The sequence below is a fragment of the Tautonia sociabilis genome (assembly GCF_003977685.1).
In the GTDB taxonomy this organism is placed as follows: Bacteria; Planctomycetota; Planctomycetia; order Isosphaerales; family Isosphaeraceae; genus Tautonia; species Tautonia sociabilis.
Genome location: NZ_RYZH01000067.1, coordinates 19,449 through 29,692, shown reverse-complemented (window position 1 = coordinate 29,692; position 10,244 = coordinate 19,449). Strand labels below are relative to the sequence as shown.

At 72.7% G+C, this 10,244-nt stretch carries 8 protein-coding genes; 6 read left to right on the top strand and 2 right to left on the bottom strand.

Annotation, left to right across the window (positions count from 1 at the left end; all coding sequences use genetic code 11):
• Positions 1-481, top strand: a 481-nt coding sequence (locus tag TsocGM_RS23080) for a flagellar biosynthetic protein FliR (RefSeq protein ID WP_199756878.1), incomplete at its 5' end; no start/stop codon positions are given.
• Between the two features lie 91 nt (positions 482-572).
• Entirely contained in the window at positions 573-1,355 is a 783-nt protein-coding gene (locus tag TsocGM_RS23075; protein ID WP_126727823.1) for an EscU/YscU/HrcU family type III secretion system export apparatus switch protein, read from the top strand.
• 172 nt (positions 1,356-1,527) lie between these two features.
• Here TsocGM_RS23075 and TsocGM_RS23070 read toward each other — a convergent pair whose 3' ends face one another.
• Positions 1,528-3,264 carry a flotillin family protein gene (locus TsocGM_RS23070; protein WP_126727822.1) on the bottom strand — a complete coding sequence of 579 codons (1,737 nt, stop codon included), beginning with the start codon at positions 3,262-3,264 and terminating at the stop codon, positions 1,528-1,530.
• Positions 3,265-3,325: 61 nt separating this feature from the next.
• Positions 3,326-3,961: a hypothetical protein gene (locus tag TsocGM_RS23065; RefSeq protein ID WP_126727821.1), complete on the bottom strand. Its 636-nt coding sequence runs from the start codon at positions 3,959-3,961 to the stop codon at positions 3,326-3,328.
• A 438-nt stretch (positions 3,962-4,399) separates the two neighbouring features.
• Here TsocGM_RS23065 and TsocGM_RS23060 point away from each other — a divergent pair, with 438 nt between their 5' ends.
• The 4 genes from TsocGM_RS23060 to TsocGM_RS23045 all read left to right on the top strand — a co-directional run bounded on the left by TsocGM_RS23060 (position 4,400) and on the right by TsocGM_RS23045 (position 10,172).
• Positions 4,400-6,742 carry a flagellar biosynthesis protein FlhA gene (locus TsocGM_RS23060; RefSeq protein ID WP_126727820.1) on the top strand — a complete coding sequence of 781 codons (2,343 nt, stop codon included), beginning with the start codon at positions 4,400-4,402 and terminating at the stop codon, positions 6,740-6,742.
• Between the two features lie 202 nt (positions 6,743-6,944).
• Complete coding sequence (locus tag TsocGM_RS23055; RefSeq protein WP_126727819.1) at positions 6,945-8,084, top strand: flagellar biosynthesis protein FlhF; 1,140 nt, start codon at positions 6,945-6,947, stop codon at positions 8,082-8,084.
• Complete coding sequence (locus TsocGM_RS23050) at positions 8,081-9,091, top strand: P-loop NTPase (RefSeq protein WP_126727818.1); 1,011 nt, start codon at positions 8,081-8,083, stop codon at positions 9,089-9,091. The genes TsocGM_RS23055 and TsocGM_RS23050 overlap by 4 nt, the downstream gene beginning before the upstream one ends.
• A gap of 304 nt (positions 9,092-9,395) precedes the next feature.
• Positions 9,396-10,172 carry a FliA/WhiG family RNA polymerase sigma factor gene (locus TsocGM_RS23045; RefSeq protein WP_126727817.1) on the top strand — a complete coding sequence of 259 codons (777 nt, stop codon included), beginning with the start codon at positions 9,396-9,398 and terminating at the stop codon, positions 10,170-10,172.
• Positions 10,173-10,244 lie beyond the last annotated feature (72 nt).

Below are 10,244 nucleotides of genomic sequence, written 5' to 3'. Positions count from 1 at the left end.
CGGGCTGGCCGGGCTCTCGGCGGCGACGAGCCTGGCGCCGGGGGCCGACGACGGGCCGATCCCGCCGACGGCGACGCTCGGCGGCCTGATCGCGCTGGCGGCCTTCGCGGCCCTCGACGGCCCGTTTCGACTGGCCCTGGCGCTGGCCGGCAGCTACGGGATCGCGACCCCGGGAGGGACCGGGGCCGGGCGATCGCTCGAAGGGGCGGGGCCGATCGACGAGCAGGCGATCCGGCTGGCCTGCGCCGCGGTCGGCCAGGCCCTTGGCCTGGCGTTGCGGCTGGCAGCGCCGGTCGCGCTGGCCTTGCTCGTCGCCCAGGTGGCCGTCGGGCTGCTGGCCCGGGCGGCCCCGGCCCTGGCCAGCTTCACCGCCTGGCTTCCGCTCCGGCTGGCCCTCGGCCTGGCCTTGCTGCTGCTGGGAGTCGCGGGGATGGCGACGGCCCTGATCTCGGCGTGGTCGTCGGCGCTGCCGGGGGGATGAGCGGGAGGGGGGCGGCGGGCGAGAACCTCGGGAGGGGAACGCCCGGACGCCGTCTCCGGTGATCGAGTGAATTCGCACGGTGGATGAACCGATGTCCGACGATCGCACGCTCGAGCCGTCGCCGAGGAGGATCCGAGAGGCCCGGGAGCGGGGCCAGGTGGCCCGCAGCGCCGAGCTGACGGCGGCGGTCGGGTTGCTGGCGGCGGTGGCGGTGATGGGGGCGGTCGGGCAGGGGCTGGTCGAGGGGCTGATCGAGGCGATGCGGGCGTCCCTTCCGGGAGAAGAGGTGGCGGGGGCCGATCCGGGAGCGTTCGTCGAGAGGATCCGGGAGGCGATCGGGGCGGTGGCGATGCCGATGGCGGCGGTGCTGGCGGTGCCGGCGTTGGCGAGCGTGGCGGCGCATCAGGTGCAGGTCGGCGGGCTGTTCGTGCCGGCCCTGGCCCTGCCTGATCCCGGTCGGCTGGGGCCCGGGGCGGCGGGGGGGGCGTCGGGAGGCCGGCTCGGCCGGGCCTCGGGGGCGATGCTCCGGCTGGCGGCGCTGGTCGCCCTAGCCTGGTGGGCGATCCGGGCGGTCGACCGGGAGGTATCGGCCGCCGCCGACGGGCCGCCGGCCGAGCTGCTGCGGGCCTCGGCCTCGACGATGCACGCGGCGATGCTGCGGCTCGGCCTGGCGATGCTGGCGATCGGCCTGGTCGACTATGGGATGCAGGTCCGTCGGCTGAATGCCCGGTTGCGGATGTCGCCCGAGGAGCGCCGCGAGGAGCAGCGGGCTCTCGACGGCGATCCCGGCCTGAGGGCCCGACGACGGGCCGCCCGGGGGAGGGTGCTGGAGGCGAGGGGGGTCGACGGCGCCTCGGCGGCCGATCGGATCTGAGTCCCGATCGGAGGAACGCTCGAGGCGGGGCCGGGGAGGCTGGGGCCGAGTCGACCCCGGTTCCGGCCGAGCCGCCCGTCGGCTCGTGCCCGGCGATGCGATCGGAACCGGGATCGAGGGCCGACCTCCCCGGCGGGATCGGGCCGGGGGCGGTCGGGTCGGGCCCTGCGGGTCACGACTTCGAGGGGCGATTGCCCGGTCCTCGGTTCGAGCCGGAGCGACCGCCCTTGGGCTCTCCGCTGGCCGGGGCCGGGGCCGAGGCCTCGGCCGGCTCGGGGGGGGAGCCGTTGGGGGGCGTCTCGGCGTCGTCCGAGGTTGCGGCGGCGTCCTGGACGACCTTGCCGAAGTAGGCGGGCATTTGTACGCCGCCGATTTCCTGCATGATCTGGAGCATCGGGGGCAGGGTGTGGGCCATGTTGCGGAGGAAGCCGGCGGTGGCTCCCACGCTGGCGCCGTCGCCGTTGGGGCCGTGGCCGTTGGCGCCGGAATCCCAGACGACGACCTTGTCGAACTTGATGTTCGAGATGGCCTGGGCGGCGGTCTGGGAGAGCGTGTCCATGTGTTCGAGCATCAGGAGCTGGAAGGCCTGCTGGGCGCCGCCGCAGGCCTCGACGATGGCCTTGAGGCCCTCGGCCTTCTTGGCGAGCAGCTCGTACTCGCCTCGGGCCTCGGCCTCCAGGCGGGCGAAGACGGCGTCGGCCTCGGCGCGGGCCTCCAGGCGACGGCGCTCGGCGGCGGCCTCGGCGTCGACGATGATCTTGGCCTTCTCGGCCTTGGCCTGGGCCTCGAGCTTGGCCCGCTGCTCGGCCTCGACCTTCTCGGCCTCGGCCAGGGCGGCCTTGGCCTGGGCGCGGAACTGGGCCTCGGTGACGGCGGCCTCGGCCTCTCGGCGGCGGGTCTCGCCGAGCTGGTAGGCCTCGGCCTCCCTCACGTTCAGCTCGGCCTTGCTGGCGGCGATCTTGGCCTTCGCTTCATTCTCGCCGGCGATGGCGGCGGCGTCGGCCTCGGCGAGCTTGATGCGCGTGACGCGTTCGGCATCCTTGATGCCGACCTGCTGCTGGAAGCGGGCGGTTTCGACGCCGACCTGTTGGGTACGGGTCAGCTCGGCGACCTCAAGCATCCGATCGCGCTCGGCGGTCTTGGTGCCGATCTCTCGGAGCTTCTCGGCGTTGGCGACCTCGACGGCCTTCTCCTGCTCGGCCTTGGCGACACCGATGGCCCCCTTCTTTTGCTGCTCGGCCACGTCGATCTCGGCCTGGTTGACCGCCGTGCTGGCGGCCTTGCGGCCGATGGCCTCGATGTAGCCCGAGTCGTCGGTCAGGTCGGTGATGTTGACGTTCAGCAGGACCAGGCCGATCTTGTTCAGCTCCGGCTCCAGCGACGCGGTGATGTTCTCCAGGAACTTCTCGCGGTCGCGGTTGATGTCCTCGATCGTCATCGAGGCGATCACCTGCCGAAGCTGACCGAAGATGATGTCGCTGGCCTGGCTGCTGATCTGCTCCCGGGTCAGCCCCAGCAGGCGGATCGCCGCGTTGGCCTGGATCTGCGCGTCGCTGCCGATGGCCACGGTGAAGACGCTGGGCACGTTGACCCGGATGTTCTCGAACGACAGCGCCCCGCGCAGGGGGATCTCGATCTGGATCGGCTCCAGGCTCAGGTAGTCGTAGTCCTGGAAGATCGGGAAGACCAGGGCGCCGCCGCCGTGGTAGCAGGTGGCTGTCTGCTTGCCGGTCCCGACGCCCCACTTCACCAGGATCTTGTTCGAGGGGCACCGCTTGTAGCACTTCAGCGCCGTGGTCACGACGCCGAACAGCGCGATGGCGAACAGCACGGCGCCGACCATCGGCCAGATGTTGTCCCCGCCCTCGGTCGTACCCTGGGCGACGATCGGGATCGCGAGCGGATTCATGGGTGCAGGGCCCTCGAAGAAGGGGAGAGACGGGAGCGGGGGCGGGAGCCGCCCGAAGGGATCATCCGGACAGGTCGGCCGGCTTGGCGAGGTAGGCGGCCTCGGCGACGACCTCGAGCGTCGCGGCGTCGACGACTCGGGTGACGACCGCCGATTCGCCGCCGCGCAGCTCGGGGCCGGAGGTGACCGCGCGGATCTCCTCGATCCGCCCCTGGACGGGGACGAGGACCTTGCCGGCTCCTCCGTTGTGGGCCGGCACGCGGAGGTAGACGCGGGCCGGGCGGCCGACGGCGTTCTCCAGCCGCAGCGAGCCGCTGCCCTGGAGCATCCGGAGGCCGCCGAAGGCGTAGGCCAGGAGCATCGTCGCCGCCAGGCCGACGACGATGGCCGTGCCCAGGCAGGCCGGCCCCGGCCAGCCGAAGCCCGCCGCCGAGAGCCCCCCCACGCCGAAGAACGTGACGAAGGCCACCACGGTCTGAACCGTCAGCTTCTTGCCCAGGGCGGCCAGCCCGCCGTCCTCGTGCCCGACGGCGACCTCGCCGCCGCCGCCGTCGGCGTCGGCGTCGGGCAGGTCGAGGTCGGGCAGGTCGCCGAGGTCTCCCCCCAGGTCGCCGCCGAAGCCAAGCAGGGCCAGCGCCAGTTGCAGGACGAGGATCGTGCCGCCGACGATCGTGCAGAGCAGGAAGAAGGTCTCCATGCGTCACCTCGTGCCGCGAATTGGCCTCGATCGCCCTGGATCACGCCGCCCAAGCTATTCCCCACTCTGGCGGAAATCTTGACGAGAAGGAACGGATCGCCCGGTCGGATTCTCGGCTCGAATCGCTACGATCGTTGCGATTCACCCAGGCCGATCGCTCTGGACAGTCCGGGCGGTCCGTTGTATCGTCCCCGCACTCTTCGGGCCCGACCCATTCCCCCTTCGAGCCATCACGCCGGAGACGGCCCGCCGCCGTTGTCGGGAGCCGACGCCCGTGATGCCCGGCCGGCATCGGGGGGCGTCCGGGGTCCGCGCGGCGACTCGGGCACGTCTCGTCCGGCTTGCGCTCGGAAGGCACGGGGTGGGGCGGCCCGGTTCGCCGAAGGATCGGATCGGATCGGATCGAATCGGATTCGGTTGGTTGGCTCGGAGGCTCGGATGCCCGCGACCCCCCGGAGCATGATCGCCCTGGGCCGCTCAACGGCGGCCGACTCGGCCCTGCCGGCGGCGATCGTCGGCGCCGTGCTCGTGCTCCTGGTGCCGCTGCCGCCGGCGGCGCTCGACCTGCTGCTGGCGGGCAACATCGCCCTGGCGGTGGTGGTGCTGCTGACGACCCTCTCGGTGCGGACGCCGCTGGAGTTCAGCGCCTTCCCGACCATCCTGCTGACGACCGCGTTGTCTCGCCTGGTGCTCAACGTGGCGACGACCCGGCTGATCCTTACGCGGGGAGGCTCCCACGGGCTCGACGCGGCCGGCGGGGTGATCCAGGCGTTCGGCGAGTTCGTCTCGGGAGACGAGGTGATCGTCGGCGCCGTGATCTTCGGCATCCTCGTGGCGATCCAGTTCCTGGTGATCACCAAGGGGGCCGGTCGGATCGGCGAGGTGGCCGCTCGGTTCATGCTCGACGGCATGCCGGGCAAGCAAATGGCCATCGACGCCGACCTGCACGCCGGCGCCATCGACGCCGCCGAGGCGGCCCGGCGCCGAGCCGCCGTGCAGCGCGAGGCCGACTTCTTCGCCGCCATGGACGGCGCCGGCAAGTTCGTGCGCGGCGACGCGATGGCCGGCGTGGTCATCACGGCCATCAACGTTGTCGGCGGCCTGGCGATCGGGGTGATCCGCTTCGGCATGCCGCCGGCCGAGGCGGTCGAGGTGTTCACCCGGTTGACGATCGGAGACGGCCTGGTGGCGCAGGTGCCGGCCTTATTGACGTCGTTGGCGGCCGGGCTGATCGTCACCAGGTCGAGCGGAGAGACGGACCTGGGGCGAGAGGTCGTCGGGCAGCTGTTGGGCCGCCCGGAGGTGCTGGGGGTTTCGGCGGCGTCGCTCGGCATGCTGGCGATGACCGGCCTGCCGATGGTGCCGCTGCTGACGGTGGCGGCCGGGCTGGGGGCCGGGGCGTTCGTGGGCTGGCGGTCGAGAGGAGCGGGGGCGGCGGAGCCGTCCTCGGCCTCGGCTCCCTCCGAATCGAAGGCCCCCGAGCCGGCTGGGAAGACCGAGCCGACGGCGACGGCCGAGGCCTCAGGGACGGTCGTCGAGGGGCCGTCCGAGCGGATGGAGGACCTGCTGCACGTCGACCCGCTGGAGCTGGAGATCGGCTTCCGGCTGATCGCCCTGGCCGACCCGACCCGGGGAGGGGACCTGCTCGACCGCATTCGGACCGTCCGCCACCGCGTGGCGAGGGAGCTGGGGCTGATCGTCCCCCAGGTGCGGATCCGGGACGAGATGGGCTTGGCGCCCCACGACTATCGGATCAAGATCCGGGGGGCGGTCGTCGGCCAGGGGACGGCCTACGTCGGCCGGCTGCTGGCCGTGCCTCCGGCCGGCCTGGCCGGCCTCCAGGTCCACGGCCGGGACGGCATCGACCCGGCCACCGGCCGCCCGGCTGTCTGGATCCACGCCGACGGCCGGGAGGCCGCCGAGCGGGCCGGCTGCCGGATCGTCGAGCCCTCGGCCGCCATCGCCGAGCACTTCGGCGAGATCGTCGCCCGCCACGCGGATGAGCTGATGACGCACGAGCAGGTCAATCGCCTGCTCGACCGCTCCCGGGAGACGTCGCCGGCGCTGGTCATCGAGGTCGTGCCCGGCATGCTCCGCGCCGGCGAGGTGCAGCGCGTCTTGCAGAACCTGCTGCGGGAACGGGTGAGCGTCCGGGACCTGGAGACGATCCTGGAGGCCCTGGCCGAGCACGCCGGGAGGACCCGGGACATCGACGAGCTGACCGAGTGCGTCCGCCGCGCTCTGGGCCGCCGGATCGCTCAGCAGTACCTCGGCGCGGACGGGAGGCTGCGCGTGGTGACCGTCGACGGCCCGCTCGACGCCCGCCTTGCCGCCGCCGCCCGAGAGGACGACCGCCCGGCCGAGGCCCTGGGCGAGGAGGCCGCCCGGGCGGTCGTCCGAGCCGTGGCCGACGGCGTGGCCGCCGCCGTGGCCGGCGGCGTGCCCCCGGTCATCCTCTGCTCGGCCGAGGCCCGCCCCGTGCTCAAGGACCTGACCCGCGCCGACCTGCCCCGGCTCGTGGTCCTCAGCCGCCGGGAAGTCCCCCGGGACACGCCGATCGAGGTCATCGGCACCGTCGTCGAGCAGGACCCTCCCGAGGACGCTCCGCCCTCCTCCCTCGATACCCTTCTGGCCCATCCCCCCGCCCCCGGCGCGCCGCTCCGCGGGCCTCATGCTCCCGTCTCCTCCCGGGGAGGACCGGAGCCGAGGCGAGCAGCGGCGGCGAGGGAGGCGTGGCCATCGGGGGATGGCTCACTCGGACGACTCGAGCCGGACGGGTGAGGGTTGAGGACCGAGGGCTCATCGGGGACCTCGGACGCCGGGAAGGGTTCCCCCCCCGGCCGCTCTCTCCCGGCTTGAGTCATCCGGCCTGGAGGATCAGCCGTTCGGTATGAGCCATCCGGCATCGACCTCCTGTCATCCGGGCATCGCCCATCAACGCTCAACGGTTCCGACCTGACCCCGAGGCCCCGACCGATCTCCCATGCCCCCGACCTCGACCCGAACCTACCGAGCCGGCACGCTGAAGGAGGCCCTCTGCCGGGTCCGCCGCGACCTGGGAGGGTCGGCGGTGATCCTGGGCACGAGGGAGCTGCGCCGTCGCCGCTGGCTGGGCCTGGGGGAGCGGGAGCTGATCGAGGTGACGGCGGCGCCGCCGGGCCTGCCGGCCGATCGCTCGGGGATCGCCGTCTCGGTTTCGGCCTCGGCGACGACGGGCCGAGCCCCGGTCCCGGCCCGGGCCGGGCTGGACGACCGGCTCGGACGGGTCCGAGAGGCGGTCGAGGGGCTAAGCCGGCTCGGGAGCTTCGAGCACCTGCTGATCGACGTGCCGACCCCCCTGACCCCGGCCTACGCCCGGCTGCTGGACCGGGAGGTGCCCGAGCACCTGGCCCGTCGGCTCGTCCGGCTGGTGGCCGACACGGTCGAGCCGGACGAGCTGCACCGGCCGGAGGCGGTGGCCGAGGCGATGCGGCGGGCCGTCGCCGCCGGCCTGCCGGTCGCTCCTCCGATCTCGGGGGTGGTGGGCTCGAGGAGGGTCGTGGCGCTGGTCGGCCCGACGGGGGTGGGCAAGACGACCACCGTGGCCAAGATCGCCGCCAACGCGAAGCTCGGGCTCGGGCTGAAGGTGGGGCTGGTGACGGTCGACACCTACCGGATCGCGGCGATCGAGCAGTTGAGGACGTATGCCGAGATCATCGACCTGCCGCTCGCCGTGGCCGACGCTCCCGACCGGATGCCCGGGGCGCTGGACGACCTCGGCGGCGTGGATCTGGCACTGATCGACACCGCCGGCCGCAGCCCCCGGGACGAGGTGAAGATCCGGGAGCTGGCCGGCTTCCTCGCCGTCGCCCGGCCGGACGAGGTGCACCTGGTGCTCTCGGCCGCCTCGGGGGAGGCGAGCCTCCGGGCGGTGGTCGACCGCTTCGAGCCGCTCGGCTTCAACCGCCTGATCCTGACCAAGCTGGACGAGGCCGACACGCTGGGCCCCCTGCTGGGGGTCATCGCCCGAGCCGGCCGCCCGATCACCTACTTGACCACCGGCCAGGGCGTGCCCGACGACATCGAGCCCGCCGACCGCGATCGACTCGCCGCCCTGATTCTGGGACAGGAGGCCCTCTCGTGAGCCGACCACCCGACGACCGCGACCGCGACCGGGACCGCGACCCCGGCCGAACACCGGGCACCGATCCGACCACCGCGTCCAAACCGACTGAGGGACCGACCATGCCGGACCAGGCCAACGAACTGAGGCAACTGATGCGGGTCGACGCCCGGGTCCCGAAGGCCCCGGCCTCGAACCCCTCGCCGAGCCGACGCGCCCGATCGCTGCTGATCACCAGCGGCAAGGGGGGCGTGGGGACGTCGAACCTGTCGCTCAACCTGGCCGTCGCGCTGGGGGCGATGGGCCGCCGCGTGGTGCTCATCGACGCCGACGCGGGACTGGCGAACCTGGACCTGCTCTGCGGGCTGGCACTGGACCGAGACCTGGGCGACGCGCTGCTGGCCGGCAAGCCGCTGGCCGAGACGATCGTCGACGGCCCGGAGTCGATCCGATTCCTCTCCGGCGTCCACGCCGCCCGGGCCGGCGACGGCGAGGTGGAGGCCGCCCGAGACCGCCTGGCGGCCGAGCTGCCCGACATCGCCCGGCAGACCGAGGCCGACTTCATCCTCATCGACGGCGGCTCGGGGCTCGCCCCCAGCGGGTCGAGCCTGGCCGACGCGGTCGACGCGGTCGTGGTCGTCGCCTCCCCCGAGCCGACCGCCCTGGCCGACGCCCAGGCGGTCGTCGCCCGGCTGCGAAGGCGGCCGGGAGGAGGCCCGCCGATCCGGTCGGTGATCGGCCAGGCCCGCTCCAGCGCCGAGGCGATCGAGGCACTCGACCGGCTTTCTTCGGCGTGCCGGTCGTTCCTCGGCGCCGCCGTGCGGCCGATCGGCCCCGGCTTCATCCGGTTCGACCCGAAGGTGCCGCTGGCCGTCCGACGCCGACGGCCGTTCTTGCTCGACGCCCCCGGCTGCGAGGCGTCACGCTGCGTCAAGCGGCTGGCCCGGGCGCTGACCGCCGAGGCCGACACCGCCGCCGGCACCGCCCCGAGGAAGGGCGGATGGCTCGAAGCGCTGGTCGGCCGGTAGTCGCCGGAGATGGCGGGTCGGCCGATCGGCCTTGCCAAAAAAAGATTCGAGTGCGAGGTTCAAGCCGGTTCGTCCGGTTGTCCGATATTCAGCGTGAGAGCGGATCGCTCGGGATGGCGCGGCGAGCGAGGGAAGGGGTTGCCCCGGCGGAGCCGGGGGCTCCGTCCCCTCCCCGGCCCCAGGATCCCGGGCGTTCCCACCCGTCGGGGTGCCCGGCCTTCGCGGCCGGGCGGGCCGGCGGGCCGTCCCCGGCGGCCAGGATGGCGCACGGGCCTCTCCGCAGACCCCCCGTTGGAGGTCAAGGATGACTGCCAAGGTGGACGTGGATGTCGCTGAACTCTGGCGCCAATTCAAGGAACACCCGACCACCGAGTTGCGGAACCGGCTCGTCGAGCGCTATCTGCCGCTGGTGAAGTACAACGCCGAGCGGATCTGGCAACGCCTGCCCGAGGGCGTCGACCTCGACGACCTGATCTCCGCCGGCGTCTTCGGCCTGATGGACGCCATCGATGCCTTCGACCTCGGCCGAGGGGTCAAGTTCGAAACCTACTGTGTTCCCCGGATCCGCGGCGCCATGCTCGACGAGCTGCGCACCATGGACTGGGTCCCTCGGCTGGTCCGGGCCAAGGCCACCAAGATGGAGGAGGCCCGCAAGGCCCTCGAAGCCGAGCACGGCCGCCCCCCCACCGACCGCGAACTCGCCGAAAAGCTCGGCCTGAGCATGGCCGAGTACGAGAAAATGGCCATGGACGCCAACGCCGTCGGCCTCATCTCCCTGAACAAAAAGTGGTACGAGACCGACAGCTACAAGGACGTCCGCGAGATCGACATCCTCGAGGACAAAAAGGGTGAGGACCCCACGCGCCGGCTCCAGCGCAAGGACCTCATGCGCATGGTCACCAAGGGGCTCAACCGCAACGAACGCCTGATCATCATCCTGTACTATTATGAAGAATTGACGATGAAGGAGATCGGCGCGACGCTCGACCTGTCCGAGTCGCGCGTCTCCCAGATGCACTCGTCGATCATCCAGCGGCTGCAGGCGCAGCTCAACGGCCGACGGCCCGAGTTCGGCACCTGAGGGCTCATCCCCTCGCCGACGGCCGCCGTGGGACCGGATCGCGCCGCGACCGAATCGCAATGCTTCGGATCC

Coding starts and splice junctions, on each gene's coding strand:
- TsocGM_RS23075 (WP_126727823.1), top strand. CDS start 573: ATGTCCGACGATCGCACGCTCGAGCCGTCGCCGAGGAGGATCCGAGAG.
- TsocGM_RS23070 (WP_126727822.1), bottom strand. CDS start 3,264: ATGAATCCGCTCGCGATCCCGATCGTCGCCCAGGGTACGACCGAGGGC.
- TsocGM_RS23065 (WP_126727821.1), bottom strand. CDS start 3,961: ATGGAGACCTTCTTCCTGCTCTGCACGATCGTCGGCGGCACGATCCTC.
- TsocGM_RS23060 (WP_126727820.1), top strand. CDS start 4,400: ATGCCCGCGACCCCCCGGAGCATGATCGCCCTGGGCCGCTCAACGGCG.
- TsocGM_RS23055 (WP_126727819.1), top strand. CDS start 6,945: ATGCCCCCGACCTCGACCCGAACCTACCGAGCCGGCACGCTGAAGGAG.
- TsocGM_RS23045 (WP_126727817.1), top strand. CDS start 9,396: ATGACTGCCAAGGTGGACGTGGATGTCGCTGAACTCTGGCGCCAATTC.